23 protein-coding genes are annotated in these 23,531 nt (G+C 34.4%); 6 read left to right on the top strand and 17 right to left on the bottom strand.

The features are described 5' to 3' along the window. The first annotated feature begins 352 nt into the window (after positions 1-352). Positions 353-697 (top strand): winged helix-turn-helix transcriptional regulator, encoded by a 345-nt coding sequence (locus ACQVV1_RS08000; protein ID WP_147806915.1) that lies wholly within the window; start codon positions 353-355, stop codon positions 695-697. A gap of 64 nt (positions 698-761) precedes the next feature. On the opposite strand, the gene ACQVV1_RS07995 is transcribed toward ACQVV1_RS08000, so the two are convergent. The 5 genes from ACQVV1_RS07995 to ACQVV1_RS07975 form a co-directional block, all read right to left on the bottom strand. Then, the gene (locus ACQVV1_RS07995; RefSeq protein ID WP_431168731.1) at positions 762-1,499 is read right to left on the bottom strand and encodes a GntR family transcriptional regulator; all 738 of its coding nucleotides are present in this window, start codon (positions 1,497-1,499) and stop codon (positions 762-764) included. Positions 1,500-1,531: 32 nt separating this feature from the next. Then, on the bottom strand, positions 1,532-2,593 hold the full coding sequence (locus ACQVV1_RS07990) for an oxidoreductase (RefSeq protein ID WP_431168730.1): 1,062 nt from the start codon (positions 2,591-2,593) through the stop codon (positions 1,532-1,534). 205 nt (positions 2,594-2,798) lie between these two features. Continuing rightward, complete coding sequence (locus ACQVV1_RS07985) at positions 2,799-3,971, bottom strand: cyclopropane-fatty-acyl-phospholipid synthase (protein WP_431168729.1); 1,173 nt, start codon at positions 3,969-3,971, stop codon at positions 2,799-2,801. Between the two features lie 322 nt (positions 3,972-4,293). Continuing rightward, the gene (locus ACQVV1_RS07980; RefSeq protein ID WP_242256230.1) at positions 4,294-4,620 is read right to left on the bottom strand and encodes a winged helix-turn-helix transcriptional regulator; all 327 of its coding nucleotides are present in this window, start codon (positions 4,618-4,620) and stop codon (positions 4,294-4,296) included. A 205-nt stretch (positions 4,621-4,825) separates the two neighbouring features. Then, a complete protein-coding gene (locus ACQVV1_RS07975) occupies positions 4,826-5,170 on the bottom strand; it encodes a winged helix-turn-helix transcriptional regulator (protein ID WP_242256233.1) in 345 nt (114 codons plus the stop codon). Positions 5,171-5,601: 431 nt separating this feature from the next. Between ACQVV1_RS07975 and ACQVV1_RS07970 the strand changes: the two genes are divergently transcribed. Both ACQVV1_RS07970 and ACQVV1_RS07965 read left to right on the top strand, forming a co-directional pair. Next, the gene (locus tag ACQVV1_RS07970; protein WP_431168728.1) at positions 5,602-6,612 is read left to right on the top strand and encodes an aldo/keto reductase; all 1,011 of its coding nucleotides are present in this window, start codon (positions 5,602-5,604) and stop codon (positions 6,610-6,612) included. A 79-nt stretch (positions 6,613-6,691) separates the two neighbouring features. Further along, positions 6,692-7,108, top strand: a complete 417-nt coding sequence (locus ACQVV1_RS07965; protein WP_063221905.1) for an SRPBCC family protein — start codon at positions 6,692-6,694, stop codon at positions 7,106-7,108. A gap of 194 nt (positions 7,109-7,302) precedes the next feature. On the opposite strand, the gene ACQVV1_RS07960 is transcribed toward ACQVV1_RS07965, so the two are convergent. Genes ACQVV1_RS07960 through ACQVV1_RS07950 form a run of 3 tightly spaced genes read right to left on the bottom strand, consistent with a single transcriptional unit; the run spans position 7,303 to position 9,580 of the window. Continuing rightward, positions 7,303-8,130 (bottom strand): MBL fold metallo-hydrolase, encoded by an 828-nt coding sequence (locus ACQVV1_RS07960; protein WP_309259149.1) that lies wholly within the window; start codon positions 8,128-8,130, stop codon positions 7,303-7,305. 25 nt (positions 8,131-8,155) lie between these two features. Beyond that, complete coding sequence (locus ACQVV1_RS07955; RefSeq protein ID WP_309259150.1) at positions 8,156-8,713, bottom strand: DUF7010 family protein; 558 nt, start codon at positions 8,711-8,713, stop codon at positions 8,156-8,158. Positions 8,714-8,740: 27 nt separating this feature from the next. After that, a complete protein-coding gene (locus ACQVV1_RS07950) occupies positions 8,741-9,580 on the bottom strand; it encodes an aminoglycoside phosphotransferase family protein (protein ID WP_242256241.1) in 840 nt (279 codons plus the stop codon). A gap of 175 nt (positions 9,581-9,755) precedes the next feature. On the opposite strand from ACQVV1_RS07950, the gene ACQVV1_RS07945 reads away from it, so the two are divergent. Further along, entirely contained in the window at positions 9,756-9,965 is a 210-nt protein-coding gene (locus tag ACQVV1_RS07945; RefSeq protein WP_000801648.1) for a hypothetical protein, read from the top strand. Positions 9,966-9,996: 31 nt separating this feature from the next. Here ACQVV1_RS07945 and ACQVV1_RS07940 read toward each other — a convergent pair whose 3' ends face one another. The 6 genes from ACQVV1_RS07940 to ACQVV1_RS07915 form a co-directional block, all read right to left on the bottom strand. After that, a complete protein-coding gene (locus ACQVV1_RS07940; protein WP_242256243.1) occupies positions 9,997-10,896 on the bottom strand; it encodes a PhzF family phenazine biosynthesis protein in 900 nt (299 codons plus the stop codon). An 8-nt stretch (positions 10,897-10,904) separates the two neighbouring features. After that, positions 10,905-11,681: a GNAT family N-acetyltransferase gene (locus ACQVV1_RS07935; RefSeq protein WP_242256245.1), complete on the bottom strand. Its 777-nt coding sequence runs from the start codon at positions 11,679-11,681 to the stop codon at positions 10,905-10,907. After that, positions 11,678-12,382, bottom strand: a complete 705-nt coding sequence (locus tag ACQVV1_RS07930) for an SDR family NAD(P)-dependent oxidoreductase (RefSeq protein WP_242256247.1) — start codon at positions 12,380-12,382, stop codon at positions 11,678-11,680. The genes ACQVV1_RS07935 and ACQVV1_RS07930 overlap by 4 nt, the downstream gene beginning before the upstream one ends. Beyond that, on the bottom strand, positions 12,379-12,942 hold the full coding sequence (locus ACQVV1_RS07925) for a GNAT family N-acetyltransferase (RefSeq protein WP_242256249.1): 564 nt from the start codon (positions 12,940-12,942) through the stop codon (positions 12,379-12,381). Before ACQVV1_RS07925 ends, ACQVV1_RS07930 begins: the two co-directional genes overlap by 4 nt. 145 nt (positions 12,943-13,087) lie before the next feature. Beyond that, positions 13,088-14,590 (bottom strand): class I adenylate-forming enzyme family protein, encoded by a 1,503-nt coding sequence (locus ACQVV1_RS07920; protein ID WP_242256251.1) that lies wholly within the window; start codon positions 14,588-14,590, stop codon positions 13,088-13,090. A gap of 136 nt (positions 14,591-14,726) precedes the next feature. Continuing rightward, on the bottom strand, positions 14,727-15,260 hold the full coding sequence (locus ACQVV1_RS07915; protein WP_212956372.1) for an NAD(P)H-dependent oxidoreductase: 534 nt from the start codon (positions 15,258-15,260) through the stop codon (positions 14,727-14,729). Positions 15,261-15,383: 123 nt separating this feature from the next. Between ACQVV1_RS07915 and ACQVV1_RS07910 the strand changes: the two genes are divergently transcribed. Both ACQVV1_RS07910 and ACQVV1_RS07905 read left to right on the top strand, forming a co-directional pair. Beyond that, positions 15,384-15,707, top strand: coding sequence for a winged helix-turn-helix transcriptional regulator (locus ACQVV1_RS07910; protein ID WP_063221912.1), 324 nt, complete (start codon positions 15,384-15,386; stop codon positions 15,705-15,707). Positions 15,708-17,108: 1,401 nt separating this feature from the next. Further along, positions 17,109-18,560, top strand: coding sequence for an FAD-dependent oxidoreductase (locus tag ACQVV1_RS07905; RefSeq protein WP_242256253.1), 1,452 nt, complete (start codon positions 17,109-17,111; stop codon positions 18,558-18,560). 233 nt (positions 18,561-18,793) lie between these two features. Here the strand turns inward: ACQVV1_RS07905 and ACQVV1_RS07900 are convergent, their stop codons facing one another. The 3 genes from ACQVV1_RS07900 to ACQVV1_RS07890 all read right to left on the bottom strand — a co-directional run bounded on the left by ACQVV1_RS07900 (position 18,794) and on the right by ACQVV1_RS07890 (position 23,397). Beyond that, positions 18,794-19,174 (bottom strand): hypothetical protein, encoded by a 381-nt coding sequence (locus ACQVV1_RS07900; RefSeq protein WP_060487795.1) that lies wholly within the window; start codon positions 19,172-19,174, stop codon positions 18,794-18,796. A 380-nt stretch (positions 19,175-19,554) separates the two neighbouring features. Then, positions 19,555-19,830 carry an ArsR/SmtB family transcription factor gene (locus tag ACQVV1_RS07895; protein WP_242256255.1) on the bottom strand — a complete coding sequence of 92 codons (276 nt, stop codon included), beginning with the start codon at positions 19,828-19,830 and terminating at the stop codon, positions 19,555-19,557. Positions 19,831-20,049: 219 nt separating this feature from the next. Beyond that, the gene (locus ACQVV1_RS07890) at positions 20,050-23,397 is read right to left on the bottom strand and encodes a trifunctional glycoside hydrolase family 18/polysaccharide deacetylase/glycosyltransferase family 2 protein (protein WP_242256318.1); all 3,348 of its coding nucleotides are present in this window, start codon (positions 23,395-23,397) and stop codon (positions 20,050-20,052) included. Positions 23,398-23,531: the final 134 nt, after the last annotated feature.

Here is a 23,531-nt window from a genome sequence, read left to right as displayed (position 1 = left end):
GATTAATTAATCATTTTTTTGTGTGGATGGTTCCCATAGTATTATGCTAACCAATTTCCAATGCACTTCAAAGTGCATTTTATTCATTTCTTACTTACATGTTTTATTATGGACGATATTTAGCATAATAAAAAGTACGCACTTTAAAGTGTTATAGGTACTAAAAAGTAACGTATAAACTTTCTAGTGTAGTTCTGCTTACTTCTCTCTTACATCGGTTATTATGAACGATATTTAGCACAATAAATAGTACGCACTTTAAAGTGTTATAGGCACTAAAAAGAAATAATTTTAGTATTACAACGTATTTAGGTCCAAAACTGTAATCTAAATTCATCAAAGGAGTTTTTTTATGAAAACATATAATATTCCTGTAGAAGCGACTTTAGAAGTTATTGGCGGAAAGTGGAAAGTTGTTATCCTTTGCCATTTAAAAAAAGGAACAAAAAGAACGAGCGAATTAAAACGTTTAATGTCTGGTATTACTCAAAAAATGTTAACACAACAATTACGTGAACTAGAAGAAGACGATGTAATCCAAAGAAAAGTGTATGACCAAGTACCACCGAAAGTAGAGTACTCTTTAACGGATTACGGTTCTTCTTTAGGAGCCATACTCGATTCCCTCTGCACTTGGGGAGAAGTTCATCTTGAAAAAAACGGGAATACGTCCATGCTTATTACAGCTGATGAATAGTAACTGTTCCTACTATATTGAAAACAAAAAATAGGTTGAGGCAATACTTGCCCCAACCTATTTTTTATGCCTCTCTATAACCTTTTGCGGTAATGACTGTTTCGAATTCAAAGGTTTCCGGCAAATGATCGGCGTAAGAGTACTCAAAAGTTCGTCCATCCGTTAAATAGGCCACTTGTTCAACTCTCATTAAGAAATCTTGATTTGTTAAGTTCATAAACTGCTTTTCCCTATCATCTGGGCGAACCCCTTTGACCCTAACAACGGATGTTCCTACTTCAAGACCTAGTTTATTTTGAATGTGCGAGTAGATCGATTCCTCTAAAACCGAAGCTTCAACACCTGGGATCACCGAAATAGGCATCCATGTATGCTCCATAATCGTTGGAATACTGTGAATGATGCGGAGGCGGATGATTTTATATACAAAATCCCCCACTGAAATGCCCAATTTTTCAGCAATGATTTCATCGGCACCGACAATCGTAAACTCGATAATTTTACTTTCTACCTCATTGCCGTAAACAGCTTTCGTACCTGTTAAAGTTTGAATCATTCGTGCCTTTTCCTGCTGACGCCAATCTTGAACGACTGTTCCACTTCCGCGGCGGCGGATGATGTATCCGTCTCTCACTAACAGATCCAGCGCTTTTTTAATAGTAAGAGCTGAAACACCAAATTCTTCAGCAAGGACGGGGCTACTTGGAATTTTTTCATTAATTTTATATTCGCCGTCTAAAATTTGCTGTTTAATTTTTTGGTAAATGCCGAGGTATTTTACTTGTGTTGATCCGCTTGCCATTTCCATACCTCCTTTATGCTGTATTCCCTCTTCTATTCATTCAAGTTTAAAGCCTCAAGTTTGTAAACTGAAGGTGATGGAGCAACAAATCCGTTTTCCAAGATTTCAATATTCGTTACCGCTTCTTCGTCTTTCACAAGTTTTGGAGCACCATTTACAATTGTTTCATACGCTGCATCATAGAAACGACCGTAATCACCAAGCGGCGTTTTAATTTGTTTTTCAATCCAATCACCGTTTGCATTGCGATATTTCGCCACTCCATAGTACATCGGCGAATCTTCGCCAAATCCTGCACTCTCAGGCATAATACCCGCTTTCAGATCATTTTCCTGCTGATCTTCACCGTATTTAATAAACGATCCATTTGTTCCATGAACGATAAAGCGTGGATAATCTTTCGCTACAACATGGTTTGTTTTCAGTTTAATTTTCAGTTGATTTCCGTAATGTAGACCAACATCGAAATAATTATCAACCGCACCTTCCACTTCATTATTACGAATATCGTACGTCACAGTATCTGGACGGCCAAATAATGAAATCATACGGTCCATCGTATGAATACCTAAACTGTAGAATGAACCTTCTTCTTTTGGAGCTTCATGAGAGATGGAGCCAGGACGGAAGTAATCAATGTGCGATTCAACCTCAATAATATCACCAAGGAATCCTTGTTCCACAACTTGCTTAACAGCTAAGAAATCACCATCAAAACGACGATTTTGATAAGGCATAACTACTACACCTTTCTCTCGTCCTAAAGCTAATAATTCTTTCGCATGTTCTACTGTATCGCAAAATGGTTTTTCAACGATAACCGATTTCCCAGCAAGTATAACTTTTTTCGCTAATTCGTAATGCGTATGTGCTGGCGTACAGATTGTCACTACTTGGATTTCTTTGTCATTCAACAATTCGTCCAAATCAGTAGTGAAATAAACACCTTTACTCTTATATGGAGCCGCTAATTCTTCACTAATTTGGCGGCCAAAAATCGTTTTTACTTTTATATTTTTACGTGTATTTACATACGGTAAATGATAGCGGTTAGCTGATTTTCCAAATCCAATAAAGCCCATTGTTAATGTCATATTCTTCAACTTCCTTGCTTATAAAATTTTGTTTCTATTTTTATTATATATTTTTATTATTAAAAGTATATAGTTTTAATTTTAAATATATATAATAAATAAAAAAAGTCGGATACAAATCATTTCGATTTTCATCCCGACTTTTTTACTTTAAGTTATGAACCTATAAATTTAAACATTGCTTAAGAGCTATTAGATCACACTCTTATTCATACATATAAGAACGTGTCATCGGAATTGTATCGTTAATACCTTTTGTAAATACAAATTGATGTAAATCAATATTACCTGTAAAGAACGAAGCTGCACATGCATTTAAATATAAACGCCACATACGAATAAATCGCTCATCTTTCGTTTTGCGAACTTCCTCCAGTACGTTTTCAAAATTTCGAGCCCAATGTTGTAATGTTTTCCCGTAATGTCTACGTAAGCTTTCCACATCAACAATGAAAAATTGTTCATTTGTCATGTTCGTGATTAATTCATTAACAGCAGGAACATATCCGCCAGGGAATATATACTTTTCAATCCAACCATTCGTAGCACCACCATTAGCCGGAGAAGTAATACAATGAAGAAGAGAAATTCCGCCATCGTTTAGCAGTTCATTCACTGTCTCAAAGTATTGCGTAATGTTGTCTTTTCCTACATGTTCAATCATACCTACACTAACAATTTTATCAAATTTACGATTCTTAATATCGCGGTAATCAAGTAAGGATACTTCAACTAAATCTGTAAGTCCCTCTTGTTTAATTCGCTCGGAAGTTTTTGCATATTGTTCCTCACTTAACGTTACTCCCATCGCTTTTATACCGTACTGTTTAGCGGCAGCTGTAATAAGCTCACCCCATCCGCAACCAATGTCTAATAGTGTATCACCTTTTTGAAGGTTCAACTTTTTCAAAATATGATTCACTTTATTATGCTGAGCTGTCGTTAAAGAATCTTGCTCATTTTGGAAATATGCACAAGAATACGTCATCGTTTCATCAAGCCATAATTTATAGAAATCGTTCCCAATATCATAATGATGAGCAATATCATCTTTATTTTTTTGTTTTGAGAAATTCCATTTACTTTTGAAATATTGCAACTTACTATCACCTAAAAAGCTATCCTGCCTTTTATAAATAGATTGAATTGCTTTTTCAAGGTTACCCTTTATTTCAAGGTCCCCATTCATATATGCTTCACCGAATGCAATAGAAGGATCCTTTGCAAGCTCTTTTTTTGAAAGCGGCTTATGGAATGTTACATGAAATTGAGGTTCCCCTTCTCCATATTGGATTGTTTCTCCATTCCAAAGTGTAATTTGAACTGGATCTGAAAAAAGATTTTTGAGTATTTTTTTATAAAAAAGTTCTTCAACCATATAAACATCTCCTACTAAAAAAATTGAACAAAAAACTATTCTAGTTAATAAGTCTTTTTGAACATAGCTTAAAACCGTTATGGCTTCTTGCTACGAGTGTCATTATAAAACGGTTATATTATGAAGCATAGTACGTACTTTAAAGTGATGAAGGCACTTTTAAGTACCTATGATGAATGATAAATTAAACATTCACCCTACTAAAACAGCTGCCGATATGGTATAGCCCCTTACTTTTCACCATAGTAACTTTCTAACGTTTTATACTGAAAAAACACCACCTCGTCATGGGGTGGTGTTTTCAATATTACATATATAGATTTCATTTAACTTCACTATTTTTTCTATCTATGCATCTTTCTCCCCATGCAGTTAATTGGTTTAATACATTTTGTAAAGACCAACCATAATCCGTTAAGGAGTATTCTACTCGAGGTGGAATTTCTGTATAGATTTTACGTATAATCACACCATCTTCTTCTAACTCACGTAATTGCTGAGTCAACATTCTAACAGAAATTTCAGGAATCAAACGTTGTAACTCACTCGTTCTCTTTGTCCCTTTCGTTAAGTGACATAAAATAACGACCTTCCACTTTCCTCCGATAATTTCTAAAGTTGCTTCTATCGGTATATTATATTGTTTCACGCGTGCTCCTCTCCTTTTTTCTAAATTTCTTCTCTATTGTTGCGTAAAAACAAATAATTTTCTATACGGCACATTTTAGTTCCTACAGCACAAAAAAGTACCTATATTACCAAAAAGTAATTATGCTACTTAAAAAATCTCCCTATATATACATGACAAAACAAAAAGAAAAAAACGAACATATTTTCGTTCGTTTTTTCCTTGTTTATTCAGCTGCTGTTATGAGCATAGATGTGTTCCCATTCTTGTCGAGATGATTTTCTCCCCAGTGACAAAGAGAATCGAGTATAGCATCTAAAGAATGACCGTAATCAGTTAAAGAATACTCTACTTTTGGCGGCACTTGATTATACACTTTTCTCTCGATTACACCATCTTCTTCTAATTCACGTAATTGTTGTGTTAACATCTTTTGTGTAATACCAGACATTAATTGTTTTAATTCGCACGTTCTCTTTTTGTCTTTCTTCAAATGACAAAGGATAACTACTTTCCACTTCCCACCGATAACCTCTAAAGTCGCCTCTACAGGAATATTGTATGTTTTCATATAAAAATCTCCTTTAATAATGTTATAAGGCAAGTAAGCTAAAGATTTAAATATTACTTTTAAGTATCTATAGCACCTTAAAGTACGTACTTTTTATTGTGTTAAACATGTTTCATAATAGCATACGTAAACAGTAACTGAGTAGTACGGCACTAAAAAGTACCTGTATTACTTTTTAGTATCTATATCACTTTAAAGTACGTACTTTTCATTATGTAAAATACATTTCATAATAGCATTTGTAAGAGTTGAGTGAGTCATGCAGTATTAGAAATTACATTTTAGTACCGTACTTTAAAGTGCGTACTTTTTTAGCTGTTTCAATACTTTTATCATGCATTTTGTCAGACGATGAAATGACATGTTTTCATTTTCACATCCATTCACAATGATTTATTAATTTTTAAATACATTTTAGGAGGATATCTATAATGAGTAAATTACTAAAAGAAAAAATTGGTTTTGGTACAGCACCACTGGGAAATATGTACCGTAATATCCCAGAAGAAGAAGCAATCGCTACAGTGGATGCTGCTTGGGAGAATGGCGTTCGTTACTTTGATACAGCTCCACTTTATGGATCTGGCTTAGCAGAAATTCGTCTTGGCGAAGCACTATCAAAAAGAAATCGTGATGATTACTTTTTAAGTACAAAAGTAGGTCGAACGATTTCAGATGAACTAGAAGATCCATCTGCACGTGATTTAGGTGAAAAAGGCGGACTGTTCGAATTTGGTCGTAAAAATAAAATGATCAATGACTACAGCGCAGATGCAACACTTCGCTCTATCGAGCAAAGTTTGAAACGTTTAAAAACAGATCGACTAGACTTTGTTTTCATTCATGATTTAGCACAAGACTTTTATGGTGATGAGTGGATTTCACAATTTGAAATTGCTCGAACAGGAGCATTCCGTGCGCTAACACGCTTACGTGAAGAAGGCGTCATTAAAGGCTGGGGACTTGGAGTAAACAAAGTAGAATCGATTGAACTTATGCTTGATTTAGAAGAAGCGAAGCCAAATATCTCCTTACTAGCTGGTCGTTATTCATTACTAGACCACGAGCGTGCATTGCAACGAGTAATGCCGGCAGCTGTAAAGCATAATATGGATATTGTCGTTGGTGGCCCATATAGCTCAGGTATTCTTGCTGGAGGTGCTCACTTTGAATACCAAAAAGCATCACCAGAAATTATTGCAAAAGTTGAGAAAATCAAAGCTCTTGCAGATCGTCACGAAATCAGCATCAAGGCTGCTGCATTACAATTTTCATTAGCAAATCCAGCAGTTGCTGCCGTTGTTCCTGGTGCAAGTAAACCGGAACGAATTGCAGAAGACCAAACTGCATTAAACACAGTAATTCCAGCAACATTCTGGGAAGAAATGCGCGAACAAAAACTAGTAGCACCTAATGCACCACTACCAATCAACGTAAAATAATTTGAAACCTTAATCAGTGGGATCATTCCCCACTGATTATTTGCTCGCAAATATCGAGATAAAAAGGAGCGTAATGAACATGGCACATACTACTACATCTATGGAAATTTTCGGTTCACCTGAACAAGTATGGCAATTAATCGGAGGTTTCAATTCCCTTCCAGACTGGTTACCTTATATACCTAGCAGTAAATTAACTGAAGGCGGTCGTGTACGTCATCTAGCTAATCCAGATGGCGATACAATTATAGAACGCTTAGAAGTATTCAATGATAAGGAACGCTACTACACGTATTCAATCATGAATGCACCATTCCCAGTCACTAATTATCTATCTACAATCAAAGTTAAAGAAGGTACCGAAAGTAACACATCGTTAGTAGAATGGTCTGGTACTTTCACTCCTGTAGAGGTTAGTGATGAAGAGGCAATTAATCTGTTTCATAGCATCTACAGCGATGGACTGAAGGCATTGCAACAAGCATTTTTAGATTGATCTACTAAAAACAACGAAAAGCAGAGCGATATCGCTTTGCTTTTCGTTGTTTTTAGGTATATGAAATTATATCGACGATTTTTCAATTATATCGATCACAACTTGAAATATATCAACGTTTCGACAAATAACGACGTTTCAGCACTATAAAAACAGCAAAGCATCCAGTGCTTTGCCGCTTATCAAATTACTTTTTACGTATGAAACAACTTTCCTTCTACCGCCTTAATATATCTTTCAGCAGAACGTTCAACTGCCTCATTTGCATTTTCTTTTACTACTCGATGAAAAGCGTTGTATAAGCGATTAAACTGTAACGGCTTCACTCGATTCACCATTTCTTCCACTTTTCTCGCTGGTAATGGAATTAAGTTTGGATAGCTGTACATGAAGCTTACCCATCGCTCATCTGCTACAACTTGAATAATATCCCCTGTTAACAAAATTCCTTTTCCAGCATTACCTTCTTCCAAATGCAAGACAGATCCTCCTTTGAAATGGCCTCCTAAACGATGGATGACCAATCCATCAGCTAATTTCAAAGACTCACCAGACCAATAAATAATACGACTACTCGGGCGCATTACCCATTCTTTATCATCTTCGTGTATATAAATTGGTACATCGAACGTCTCCGCCCATTCTACTTGTGTTGAATAATAATGAGGATGAGACAATGCAATCGCATCTAATCCGCCAAGCTCTTTTATCTTCTCAATTGTCGTTTCATCTAAATAAGTAATGCAGTCCCATAGTAAACGATATGATTCTGTTTTCACTACAAATGCCGTTTGCCCGATCGCAAATCCTGGTTTTGTCGTAATACTATAAAGCCCATTTTCTTCTTCAATTATTTCATTTTTGTATGTATCATCTGTTTGCAAGTTTTCTAAAGTCGTCCAAGACTGCCCTTTCGGATTAACATATTGCCTCTCTTCATCACAAATATGACAACTCACCGGTTCCTCTACACTTGCTGCATACTGCACACCACACGTTGTACAAACGAAATTTTCCATCATAATTCCCCCTATCCCTATATTTTTATTAAGCTGATTTTTGTTGGTAATGATCTGCTTTTTTATTTTCAATTAACAAACTTATAAAAGTAAGGAAATAGACAACTGTAACCGATAATGGAATTACAGTAAATCCTTTTTCTGCAAAAAGAATCCCGCAAACTGACGCTACGAATACACTCCCTACTGACAATAAACCATAACTTTTACTTTCATAAATCCATACGTACGGGATAAAATGAACACCTATTAACATTGCTACTACAAAAGGTAACCATTCTGGAAATTGAAAATAGGCAAGTAATACAAGCGGAATATTCAATACATTTATCCCACCAATTAATCCTGCCAAAACCCCTAACGGATTTCCTTTCGCAAACATATCAATTTTCAATATAGCAGCTATCATTAAGCCGAAAGGAAACACACATCCCATACCGATTAAATATACCCATACCACTTGTTTTTCAGAAAGAACAAAGCCCGTTATACTCATAACGACCCAAAATAAAACGCCAGCTAATATAATTGGTAATCCTCTCTTCGTTTTTATCGCTAAATCCTTTTTCGCTTCTGAAACATTCATTTCACCATCTCCCCCAAAATATTTGTATTATAAAGTCACCTCAACCTCGCCCATCCAATACCGCCAAGCTACTAAATAATCTTCTAAATCTTTCGGGTGGTGCCTTAAACACGTATCTATACGCAAATATAAGCAAATAACTATTTCTTCATATAACTCACTGTCTTTTTTATGAAATACACATTGTTTCATCACATAATTAATTGCTTCTTTCGTTAAATCTTCTGGAGTTGAACAGAACGCATAAATTAAATCGTATATAGGATCTCCTAACACTGGTAAAGGATCAATTACACCGTGCAGCTTATTTCCTTGAAATATACAATTATGGAATCCAAGATCACCATGCAATAAAAATGGCTGATTTATTTCAGCGTCCCTCTTTGCTAATTTAAGAACAATTCTATACTCTTCTTTACTTATGTAACGTCTTACATTTTCATAAGCTTCCATCACATTTTTCGTTAAAAATTCATTCCAAGATTGAACCGGACTTTCTTTCCATCCCCAACCATCTATATCTGAAACTATTTCATACTGATTAATAACTTCATTTACAAGAGTACTAAGCGTAATTCGTTTATGTCCCTGTTTGCACGAAGTACTACCTTTAAGGAAAGAATACACAATATATGTATGTAAAGGTTCCTTATACAAAAGATTTGAAAATATAGCGTTTCCCTCATAAAAAGAAAGAAAATTAGCTTCTTCACGTATTACTTCCGCTTTATTCAGCTTTACAACGTATTTTCCATCCAACAAATATACAGTACTTGTCGTTCCTCCGTTCAACACTTTTATGCTATTTGGATAACGTGAAATAACTTCCTCCTTAACTAGTTGTGTAGCGATTACTGAAATGTCCATTCCCTCACCCTTTAATTCCGAAGATTCCTTCAATTCAAAAGACAACTTTACTATTATTTGACAAACGAATAGGAAACCCCTTCCAAAATCATAATATAACAAAAATTCATTCACTTTTACATTTCAAAAATAAGGAAATACTAACAACAACGTTACATACATATAGGAGGACACTATGAAACCTGAATTTTTAAAAGCTGTACATGATGCCATCGGAAATGTCGAACACATTCATATAGAGGAAAGTGGTGCCGACAGCTTACTTATCCATCATGATGATGCACAGCAGTTAAAACAAGTCGCTGAAACATTAGAAAACAACAATTTCCGCTCTGCTTTAAGAACAACTGGAGATGCTTCGTATATTGAAGTATTGAACAGATAATGAAAGTCCGGACGTATTCCGGGCTTTCTTTTTATATTGAAACTTCAAACTCTTTCACATACACCGCTGTTCCCGCAATATCAATTCGTAAATTCTCATTTTCTACATCTTTCGTTACATATACCGTTACACGACCATCTTTATTCATTTCCTGTCCTTGTTCAACGATTAACTCCATTTCATGATTAAAATCTTTCTCCAAATACGTCGCATAATACGCTCCCATTACACCTGAAGCTGTTCCTGTCACTGGATCTTCAATCGTTCCAGCATAAGCTGATGAGAAATGACGCCCATGCATTTGCACCTGTTCATCATAAGTTTCTAAACAAACTGGATGAATAGAAGCATTAGGTATTTCTTTTAATACGGATGGGAATGCATCATTATGAGGTCTCATTCTCTCACATGCATCTAGATTTTTAATCGGTACAATTACAGTCCAGTTCCCCGTACTTCCATATACAATTGGTAAACTGACATCTAAATCATTTTCTTCTAAACCAATACTATGAGCTAATGCTTCTGTTGAACCTGCAAAATCTTTAAACTGAGGTGCTGCCTGCCCCATTTTAATAAAGGTTTCTTCATTTTCATTTACAACTATTTGTATCGGTAAAATCCCGGCCTTCGTTTCAATCGTAAGATTTGTTTTCTCTTCTAATAAACCTCTTTCACGCAAGGCATACATAGTCCCAACTGTTCCGTGTCCACATAAATCCATTTCATAACCAGGTGTAAAATAGCGCATTCTTATATCTGCTACTTCTGAAGAAAGAACGAAAGACGTTTCGTTAAATCCAACTTTTTCAGCAATACGTTGCATTTCCTCTTCCGTTAATCCATCTGCATCTAATACAATACCTGCTGGATTACCCATATTCGGTTTATTCGTAAATGCGTCATAATGAAATATGTTTATAGTCTTCATTTTTTCTCCTAACCTTTTTTAAAAATTTTATAATAAAGCTCTAACTCCGTTTTCAACGAACAATTATTTCTCCAAAATATCCCCTGCATCTTTTCATTCGACGTATGTGTGCTCCCAATATAATAAGTAGCATTCATTTCCTTTAACATATGTAAAGATTGAAGGTGAAGTTGGGAAGCAATTCCTTTCCCGCGACAATAAGGTATTACCCCAAAATAAAATAACCGTCCTTCACTTTCTGTTCCAATTTCTATATGCGGTATGGACATACCAATCGACTCATCTTCATCATAAAAAACAATACATGACTTTTCCCAGCCCTTACCTAACTCTGTTTGCACTGAATAAAAATGCTCATCGATAGTTAAAGTTGAAGTTTGATTCCCTGAATCCAACATACATTGTTCCCAAATATATTTAAATTCTTTTTCCGATAACGTTCCTTCTGCTATTGATCGATATGTATATTGTCTTTCAAGCTCTTCAGTATTGTTCAATTCTCTACATACTTCAATCTTTGCGGCATGCAAAGAAAAACCCGCATCAAGTAACACTTTTGCACTTGTGTTATAACTACTAAACCTCTTGTTTAATACAATACTCGCTCTTTTTAACTCCCAGTTAAAGCAAACTTCTTCAAATCTACTTATCTTTTCTTTATAAGTTTGTACATCATAAAGAACATCTTCTTCTATTTCTTCAATTGCCACTGCATTTGGTAAGTCATTTAATACCTTTTTAGAGGGACCAAATAGATTCTGAATGATTGTAAGATCGTATATCACCACTTTAATTCACCCACACCTGGCTCAATAAACTTCCCTGAAACATCCTCATTTGAATCTATTACCCAATCATATATATTTTTTGCTCCTTCAGCCGGAGTCATATTCGCATCAAAAGCACCAATGTCAGTCTTTAATTTTCCAGGGTGAATGGCAGTTACACGAATTCCTTTATCCTCAAACTCTTGTTGTAAGCAGAGTGTTAACATATTTTGTGCAGCTTTAGCAATTCGATAAGAATACGAAAACTGCCCTTTCGGAAACTCTTTGTTCGCCATTTTATGCAATGAGCCCAATCGCGAGGACACATTTATGATTCTCGGATGATCCGATTTAGCTAAAGCCACATATGTACCTTTTATAGCTCGAATTACACCTATGCAATGAATATTAAATAAGTTCGTTAACTCTTCTGAATTCGTATGTAAAATCTCAGTCTCCTTTCCAGTAATTCCAGCGTTATTTATAACTAGATCAATATACTCTGTATATTCCTCAAGCTGTTTCTTAATTTGCTCCGTACTCTCATCAGCCGATAAGTCTGCCAATATAGGAAAACATCTACAACTAAACATTTGCTTCAATTGCGTTACCGCAAACTCAGTTCTAACTAACGGATAAACAATATGCCCCTTTTCATGAAATACTTTTACTAGCTGTAACCCTAATCCGCGATTTCCACCTGTAATAACCACCCTCATCTGTCCATCTCCTTATTTTTAAAATAAATAAGAAAATCCATCCACCTATCATTCTCTAAAGAAAACGCCTCTCTCTTGCATTCAAAAGAAAATCCTGCTCTTTCAGCAAGACGAACGGATGGCTCATTATCAACACGTATATGTAATTCTATTCTATGAAAATGAAGACTATTAAAAAATAACGGTAACGCAGCTTTTACACTTTCAATGCCATATCCATTTTTCCAGTATTGATTATGTATGGAATACCCCATCATCGCCCATTGATAGTCCATACGTAAAATTTTTATAAGCTCTATCTTTCCAATATTAGCTCCGTCTTCTTTACGGAAAATGCCTAATACATACATTTCATCCCGATGTGCTGCTTCATCAAATCCTCTAATCCATTCCGTGAACCATTCTTTTGTTGATGATGCCATAACTTGATAGCCATCGTCATATTTATACTGCGATGGCAGTCTTTTATTAAATCCATCTAACCAACTTTCATAATCATTTTTTTGGAACGGACGGATCATGAGTCTCTCTGTCTCTACTTCTAATAACGGTAGCTTCATTTACATCTCATCCCTCGATTATTAATTGAATATTCTTTATCATCTTACACAAAATACAAAATCTAGTAAATCATTATGTTTTTGATAGACAAAAACCCAGCCATGCTTTATACATAACTGGGTTCTTCATCGTTTAATAACATTTTTATTTCACAAGAACTACATCCCTTAATTCTCTCTTCAGCACTTTCCCTAAAGCGTTTTTCGGTAACTCTTCTACGAATACCACTTCTGGTATTTTATAACTTGCTAATTTCTCCTTACAATACTGAATAATAGTTTCTTCTGTTAATGTTCTTTCGCTATCCTTCACAATGTAAGCTCTTGGAACCTCTCCCCAAAAGTCATCTGGAACTCCAACTACTGCAACTTCTAAAACACCATGTATTTCATGAATAACATCTTCTACTTGATCTGGATATACGTTGTCACCACCGCGTATAATAACGTCTTTATATCTTCCCATAATATGCAAGAATCCATCGTCATCTAACATGCCAGCATCGCCCATGTTAAACCAATTATCTTTTACTACCTTCTTTGTCGCCTTTTCATTATTCCAATATCCTTTAAACATGTATGGACTTCTTACGTGAATCTCCCCAACTTCATTAGTTGTTAGTTCATGTCCTGTTTCTGGATGAACAATTTTCACCTCTACATTTTTCAAGGTTTTCCCTACAGAAGACATCTTTTCTTTTCCCATCATTGGATGCCATGAAGTTACAACCCAACCTTCTGTACTACCATAGCCTTGCACCATATAGATTCCTTTTTCCATATATTTTTGGATAAGCGTTTCTGGCACTTTTGTTCCACCGCTTTGTGCTACTGTAAAGGTTGAAATGTTACGTTCTTTTTTATTTAGTTCATCAAGCATGTAGCTATAAACAGCCGGGAATGCAAGCATCGTAGTAATTTTCTCTTCTTCAATCTTATCCCAAATAAGAGTAGGATTCGAATCAGCTAAGAAAATCATCGTAACACCATGATAAATACAATTTAAAATAGAAAGCACGCCACTCATATGAAACAATGGATGCACGGATAAAAAGCGTTCACCTGCTGGAATTTCCCTTTGCCCCGCAATCTCAGCAAAATAATGATGTAAGTTTTTATGTCCGATTACGCATGCTTTTGCCTGTCCAGTTGTTCCGGAAGTAAATAAGTAAATTGCATCATCCTCTTCATCCACTTCTACGTTCGGTTCTGTAATTGGCTGTTCTTGCAATTCTAATTCAAATGAACCAAAGCCTTCTTTTGTCGTTTTAATTACATAAGGAATTTCTTTAACGGCATCAATTTTTAATAAAACTTCACTAAATTCTTCATCAATAACTAATACTTTTAATTTCGCTTCTTTTACAATTGTTTCTAGTTCATAAACAGTAAGCTGATGATTTAGCGGAATAAATACCGCTCCAATTTTTAAGCTTGCCATCATAATACTTGGAAATGGGTGATTATTTTTGCAAAGTATTCCTATACGATCGCCTCTTTGCACACCGTTTTGTAACAAATACTGTGCAAGCTGATTTACTCGTTCATTATACTGCTGAAACGAATACCTTTTCTCTCCCCCTACAAGCGCTTCTAAATTTGGTGATTGCATTGCTCTTTTTTGTAATAATTGTCGCATCGTTCTCAAGTAAAACTCCCCTTTATATATGTTAGGTTTTTTATTTTACCAGATTAACTATTAATTTACTAAAGATTACACTTAGTGAATATAAAACAAACAAAAAAAACAGCCATCTACTTAACAAGTAAATGGCTGTTTCTCCTTATATATTAGAATACTTCTTGTTCATCACATATTGCACATACTCAGGCGCACTTTTATCAATCTCTTCATCACTTAGTTTATATTCCGCACCATATAAATAAAATGAAGGTATAAATTCCATACCTGTATATAGGCATGTAGCTTGGAATGGTTTCGTCAACTCATCCATCGTAATTCCGCTATTTTCATAATCTTTTTCTAATCCACCTATAGAGATAGCCACACCAAATTCTTTCCCTTTCACTTTATCCCCTTTTGATCCGTACGCAAATCCATATGTTAATACATCGTCAAACCATTTTTTTAATAATGGTGGGGAACTGTACCAGTAAAGCGGAAATTGGAATATATATCTGTCATGTTCTACTAATAACTTTTGCTCTTCTTCAATATTAAACTCCCAATTCGGTGCCACTTTATATAATTCATGCACCGTAATTTCATCCGAATGTTTCTCAAGTTCTTCTATCCATCTTTTATTAATTTGTGATTTTTCAATATCAGGGTGTGCTACAATTACAAGTGTTCTCATCATTTTCCATCCCCTTTATAAATTAATCAATCCTTACGTATTAGTATGAATGAGTTACATATAATTGAAAAGTACGTACTTTCAGGTACTATAGGAACCTTGAGGTACCTTTGGAGGTGTTATATGAATCAAAATGATGACTGCCCAATTGCAACGACACTCGATGTAATCGGCGGAAAATGGAAAGTTTATATTTTATGTGTTTTGATGGATGGAAAAATGCGAACAAATGAAATTAAACGAGAAATTCCAAACCTTACACAAAAAGTTCTTACACAACAACTTCGGCAACTTGAAGCTGATGGGATTATCCATCGTACCGTATATCAAGAAGTACCACCAAAGGTTGAGTACACACTAAGTGAGCACGGAAAATCTTTAATGAAAATTATGGATGAACTATTTGAATGGGGAAAAGGTCATCAAATCAAAAGATTACATGACTAACAAAATATTATCGTCTTTATTAAATCTTCTACATTCATATTAGTATTTTAATATTTCTACTGAAATTTTAAAATAGAGATACTCCAACAGCTCGTAATTTAGAATCCCAAATCTTTCAGAAGTAAAAATCAATAACATTCATCTATAGATACTCTTTATAACAAAAGTATCCTATACTTTTCACCTGATATTTAATTCAGACACTTTTATTGATCATCGCTAATCTTTTTAAATATCCCCCTATGGATGTATCCTTTTGCGAATTATAGAAACAACAAATAAAAATTACCGGTATAATAATCTGAAGGGGAATGTGCACAAATATCGGGACTTTCTTCAATCCTAGTTCTACATGCTCCATATAATTAGCCGTAATCATAAGCGATAAAGGGACTCCACTCGTGTGCGAATTCAAGAAAACCTAAACCATCTATCCCCTAAAGAATTTAGGGAATAGATGGTTTAGGTTTGTTGATATGTGTCCTGTTTTCGGGATTCACTTCATATAAAGTAACATCTTTAATAATGATTATTTTAATACTACTCTTTGTCTTACTGTGACCCTAGTAACTGGGCGATGGAGTTTCTTTTTTTTGGGGCTTACTGCCTAGTTTTATAAGTCGGATAACAACTTCCATCGCTTTTTTAAAATTACTACAGTAGACAGAACACTTTGCAAAGAGTGCCTGTACAAGGCGTTTTTTTACATATTTTTACCAAATGGCGTTTTTATTAAAAAACTTCTCACATTTAAATTGGACAAGCATATTTTATTATATAGGGAATCCCTACTCATAGAAAACTACCTTTCTAATCTAAGAGCACGCATATATGTGTGCTCTTAGACTGTTTACAATGAAATAAAGAATTTATTAATTCACTATTGGAAAAGCACCCATAATAATATCTTTATACTTATCTAATGTTTTTCGATTTTTTATAAAACTATATTATTTTGGAGTTGGTTAATACGTTGCAAAAAACTGACCGTGTAATCATTATGGTCCCTCCATTTTCACAAGTGTTTGTTACATTTTACTCATCATCAGGAGAACTTCTTTCATCAAAAGTCTTATCTAATACCTCTCCCTCCCCTGTATCAATGTATGCACTTAATGAAATTGAAAGCGAATTATTTGAAATCGAGTTAAAACCCCTACTACGTCATTAAAACTACGAATAGTGGAAAGGCCTTTACAACTCCCACAAGGAACTGCTGCAGACACGCTATATCGCATTAACTACACACTTACTATGTAAACTCTTCTAAGGAACTCCATTTTAGTTTCCAAGGAAACTAAAATGGAGTATAATTATATACGTACAATAGATAGCATTTATAAATATATTTACATTTTTTTGCATTAGCTCTTAATCACTTAAATAAATGGAGGGCATGATATGGAAAATTATTATGATGTAGCGGTAGTTGGTGGTGGTCCAGTTGGACTTATGACAGCATGTGAATTAGCTATTCAAGGTATAAACGTTGTCGTTTTGGAGAGAAGAGTGGATCGCATACGAAATTCTAGAGCACTAACACTACACCCCCGCTCACTGGAATTGATGGCCATGCGAGGCATTGAAAATCGATTTTTATCTAGAGGAAAGAAATTAGATACAAGTCATTTTGCTGCCTTAGATACAAGATTAAACTTTAAAAATTTAAATACTGATTTTCCGTATACACTTTTTATTCCCCAATCTATTACAGAAGAAATATTAGAAGAACGTGCATTAGAATTAGGTGTAGTCATTAAACGTGGGCATACTCTGAAAGACTTAAAACAATATGAAACATCCGTACAACTAGAAATAGAACAAAGAGAAACAATATATAAAATAGAAGTTCCATATGTAATAGGAGCTGACGGAGCAAGAAGTGTAGTTCGTGAATTATCAAATATTCCGTTTAATGGAACAAACACAACAACTACTGCTATATTAGGTGATGTTATTTTAGAAGATATACCAGATACTCCATTTTTATCTACTTCTAATATAAATGGGATATTAATGATGGTACCTATTACACCTAATATATTTCGTTTTGCAATTGTTGATCCTAAGAATCAGGCAATACCCGTTCATGTTGCTGTTACAGAAAAGGAGTTTATAGATAGTATTTATAGTATTACAGGTGAACATATTCAAATTAAGAGCACATTATGGCTTTCTCGTTTTGGCAATGCAACCAAACTAGCAAATACTTATCAACATAAGCGTGTATTTTTAGCAGGCGATGCAGCACATATTCATTTCCCTGCTGGAGGACAAGGCTTGAATGTAGGTCTACAAGATGCTTTTAATATAGGATGGAAATTAGGACTCGCAATAAAACACAAAAAATATGAAAGTCTATTAAAAAGTTATCATATTGAACGACATGCTGTGGGAAAACAATTTTTCAAAGAAGTACAAGCGCAAGAACAATTAATGATAAACTTTTCAAACGCAGGAATGGAATTAAGAGAGTTATTTTCGCACTTACTTACATACCCCGAGATAAATAACGATTTATCTGAAAGAGTAAGTGGTTTAGGGGTTAGGTATTCGGCGATGCACGATATAGAAAGGCATCCATTGATAGGAAAAAGATGTACAAATCTCACTATTTCTTCTCAAAATAAGAAAAGTTATAAACTCTTTGAATTAATGCAGGATGGTAAATTTATTTTATTAATACACCCTTCTTATATAGATAAGATAAATAAAATGAATATTGATTCGCACATAAAGGTGATAGTAGGAGAAATACAAGATTCCAAGTTGCAAAATATAGATACCGTTTTGATTCGACCGGATGGTCACATAGCCACCATTGAATATACCAAGATAGATAACTGCGAATAGTCCGGAAAAATAATTATCCATTGTATTTATTAGTGATACAAAATAAATTCATTTTTATAAAACGAAAAGAATCCTATTTATTTAAGATTCTTTTCGTTTTGCCCATCTCACTATTTATAAAAACATGTCTACAAGGTAAGAAACACTAAATTTACAGTTAACTATAAAATTTCGTTCCGAAGGACTACAAAAAAATCCCACCTATATACTCCCATGTTCAACAATATTTGTCTCTATTTCATATAAAGTAATATAAGCATCCAAAAAGATAAAACACCAAGTATAGCAAGCACTATTCGAGTAGATAGTACCCTTACTTCAAAATTGGTTTTCTTGGATGGTTCAGGATATGCAATTACATAAATCCCTTTTAGTAGTGCGAGCCATGCAATAAGTGTAATGAGTCCCTGCCAATTAAGTGTCCAAACATTATGCAGGATAACAGTACCTAATCCTAGGAAAATTGATAGAAAGCCATACATAATTCCAAATCCCCTGTCTTCTACCACTAATTTTTTCAGTTCACGTAGTACAGATGGTCGCACAAAAAGTATTCCTGTGATGATAACCGTTACCCATCCCCAAAAAAAACCTAAAAAAAGGCTTACTTCCATTATTATTCCACTCCTTTCAATTACATTTATATTTCAGTTATTTTCCCTTTAGTATTAGATCTATAGATGAAAAAACTAAAAATGTAACTTTGGAGTAAAGTCGTACTCTTTATAAAATATTTCATGTGTACATAAATGAACCTTCATCTTACTAATTTTTAATAAAATAATATTAAATTTAAAAAGGTGAAGATCATACAATATTATTAAATAAAATAATCTAATTAAGAAGTATAACAAATTAATAATCAGGCTAAATACAACTTATGTTAGTAAGAAAATCACATACACTTACACAAATTACTTTTGTATAACATCTTAAAAATTGTAGTCACAGAATTGCTTTAGCATTCTCTTCTTAATGTCTAGACAGTCAGCATTTAAACTAAACATGCTAATATTGATTTTGTGCGATTGTCAGTTACCTCATAATAAATTTCTAATCCTTTCCGAGTACCTGTAACCATTTTAGCAGCTTTTAGTTTAGATAAATGTTGACTAATTGTACTTTGAGGCATTTCCAATTCCCCATACATTGTTGTTACATTAGTAGGACCTTTTGAAAGCATTATTTTCACTAAGGATAAACGAACAGGATGCGCCAATACCTTTAGTACTTCAGCGATTTCTTCAAACATTTCTTTTTGTTCTTTCATCTTATTTCTCCCCTTTTATATACACATTTATGTTATCCATATATATAATTCGAAGGTATATACGATTTTATGTCCGTCATTTAAAAAAAATATAAAAAACTTTTTCCCGAAACTAAAGGAGTAACTTAACATAATGGCTCACTATCAGTACCCCTATAGATACAGACGTATCTACTCTACACTAAAATCAATAAAAAAGAGAGCAGATAACCTGCTCTCTTAAGATGCCTCCTTATGTTCCGTGGAATGTTTAACACTTCCCATTCTCTTTAGCTTATTCCATCCTACCGCTACTCCTCGAATCGATGAGAATATAGACTTAACGACAACATAAGTCATAAATTGACGATAAATAAAGCGTTGTAAAATTAACCATACTAATGGTTTCGGATTCTCTTCCTCTAATTTAAATGCAAACAGAGATGCGAGAAGGTCCATTAAAAAGAATACAAAATAAAATCCTAAAACTTTTAGCGGATCACTACTAAATAGTCCCACAATCATTAATATATCTGCAAAAGGAGCAATGAATTGCAGAACATATTGGAATAACCACATATTTGGCAATGCAATAAATCCTAATGTTTTATGCTTTGAATTACATAACGCTTTTCGATGTTTCCAAAGACATTGTAGTGTACCATATGACCAACGATATCGCTGTTTAATGAGACTTTTCACATCTTCAGGTGACTCCGTAAAAGCATAAGCCTTTTCTTCATATACAATTCTATGTCCCTGACGTAAAAATGTAATAGTAAGATCCGTATCTTCTGCTAACGTATCTTCGCTTAAATATCCAGATTCAACTACATTCTTCTTACGCCACGCCCCAATAGCTCCTGGAACTACTGTAATACAATTTAACTCATCAAAAGCTCTACGTTCTAAATTAAACCCTGTAATATACTCAACATGTTGCCAAGTAGTTAACAAGTTTCGTCTATTCCCCACTTTGACATTACCTGAAACTGCTGCTACATTCTGATCTTCAAAGTGTCTAACCATTAGAGAAATGGCGTCTTGCGCAATAATAGTATCCGCATCTAAAGTGACAATGATCTCTCCTCGCGATTGTTGAAATCCTAGGTTCATTGCCGATGATTTCCCGCCGTTTTCTTTCTGAATGAAACGAACTTTAGGGTGTTTATAAAATGTTTCTTGTATTACTTTTGACGTACCATCTGTCGATCCGTCATCCACAACAATAACTTCAAATTCTCTATAATTACTATCCAAAATTGAGCGAATCGTCTGAGCTATCACCTTTTCTTCATTATATGCTGCTATGACAACACTAACAAAAGGTTGATAGGACGAATTAATATAGCGAGATAGCGTTTTTCTTTTCTGCTTCCATGCAAAATAAATTAAGAATAAGAATCGAAAAATACCTAATCCAATAGCAACATAAAAAATAGTTGTTAATATATGTTTAAAATATCCCGCCCCTGAAAAGACAGCTTTATTGTAAAGTAAATATTGCTCACCCTCAGAAGAAACAGGAGGCATAATTTCATCTCGTTCTTTATTCATTAAATCTGAAATTGTTACAAAACTATATCCATGCTTTTTAAGGTCTTTGATAATGATTGGCAGCGCCTCTACTGTATGGGTACGATTCCCTCCCGCATCATGGAGAAGAATAATATTTCCCTCTCCCTTATAAACGGGATTAAGAGTACGCTTTACTAATTCATTTGTTGATGGTGTTGCCCAGTCTTCAGGATCAACTTTTTCCGCTACCATTGTATAGTTCATATTTTGCGCACGTAAAATAGGCAATATTTCATTTGACGAATCTGGATTAGCATCGGCTTCATATGGTGGTCTAAATAAAACCGTAGAATGTCCAGTTACTTCCTGAATTAAACGTTGCGTCGTATTAAGTTCTACTTTTGTTCGTAGTAAAGACGTATCAGCTATGTTAGGATGCTTGAAAGTATGATTACCAATTTCATGCCCCTCATCGTATATTCTTTTTACAATACTAGGATTTAGTTGCGCGTTTTCACCAAGTACAAAAAAAGCAGCTTTTATTTTATTCTCTTTTAATATATCTAAAATTTCTGGCGTATATTTCGGGTCTGGTCCATCATCAAATGTTAATACTACTTGTTTCCCCTTTGGTTTTCCATATCGTTGCAATTCGTATGCAGATGGTAAGGATTGATATACTTCATCTGTAAGATAACCATCTTTGCCTACTTTAAAATCTCTCAATCCATTTTGCTTTTCATTCTCAATCTGTAAAATTTCACCTTGTCCAGAATAATTCACTTCATCTAAACTAGTGATTTTATGTAATACATCAGGATTTTCTTGTGCCTCAATAGGATTTTTTAAAACTTTCCATATTGTAGGATCTTCTGCTCCTAATCTCCATAACGCAAACCCCTTTGCATTGTTGTCCATTGCGATTTTCACTTGATTATAGAGGGTAACACCGTCTAAGAACCAGGCAGTATGTTCTTTCTCTCCTGTTTTATATCTAAAATAAGGATTTCCACTACTCTTATCCCATTGAATTTTCATATTTGAATTATGAGCCATTGCCATAACTTCTGAAAAAGTTAAAGACTTCGCAGGTTCTTTACTGTTCACTTTCCAATCATATCCATAGTTACCAAAAGCAACTATAAGCTTATTAGACGGAATATTCAGTTCTTTCAATGTATGTTGGAACCATTTATTCGAAGCAATTGGTCCTGGTTCCCCCGCTCCATAGTGCTCATCGTACATCATTACAATCATTCGATCTATTACCTTCGCTAACGCACTATAATCAAAAGCTTTATCGTTAGCTGGAACATCTTGTGTAACGAGCAAATCATGTTTATGAAAGACCGTAGTAAGTTCTTTCATAAAATTTGTTAAGTTTTCTCTATCACTTTCAGGTATCGCCTCAAAGTCAATATTAATACCCGCAAATCGATTCTTTTCAACTTGCTTTACTAAATCATTTATAAACTTTGTCTTTACATCATTTGGGGAATTCAGTAACTTATGAATCAGCCCACTATCAGGACCAGAAGCTTCCTCTGTATAGTTAGTAAGTAACGGCATAATTTCCACTTGATTTTTTTCTGCTAACTTTACTATCTCAGGTTTTATCTCACTTCTAATCGTTAAATCTGCTTTTAAATGATACCACTCTGGTACTAGCGTGGTTAATGAATCGATATTTTCTTTTAAAGAAGCGGTACTATTTTCATCCCAGTTTACATAAAAACCATACACTTCTTTAGGTTGTTTACTATCGTTCTTCGAATTCACCAAATTTTTGTTATTCTTCATTTCGGTATTTGGTTTAAATTCTTCCTTCTTTAACTGCTGATCACTAAGTTTTTGATTAATTGGTACAAGTTTATTATCTTGTTGTACAGCGGTATTCATATTTGGAATTTCTGGTGTTGAAAAAATACTTTGAAAGAAAAAATAAAATACAATACTTACGCTAACTATTGAGATACATAGAAACCAAATAAAAGCTATGTTTCTCCTTCCTTTCGGATCATAAAAAACAGGTTTTGCTTTATCTTTCCCTTGTTGAATGTTTTTCTCCATTATATTTTTCACATACTCCTTCTTAATAGAACTATAGAATAATAAAGTGCAACTTTAAGCAGCCCAACTCCCACCTAACTTCTTTGCCCCAGCCAAATTTTGAGATGGGAGTTTTACTGCCCGCAATAGCGAGA

The organism is Bacillus basilensis (assembly GCF_050630465.1).
Lineage (GTDB): Bacteria > Bacillota > Bacilli > Bacillales > Bacillaceae_G > Bacillus_A > Bacillus_A basilensis.
This window is presented reverse-complemented; position numbering and strand designations above follow the sequence as displayed.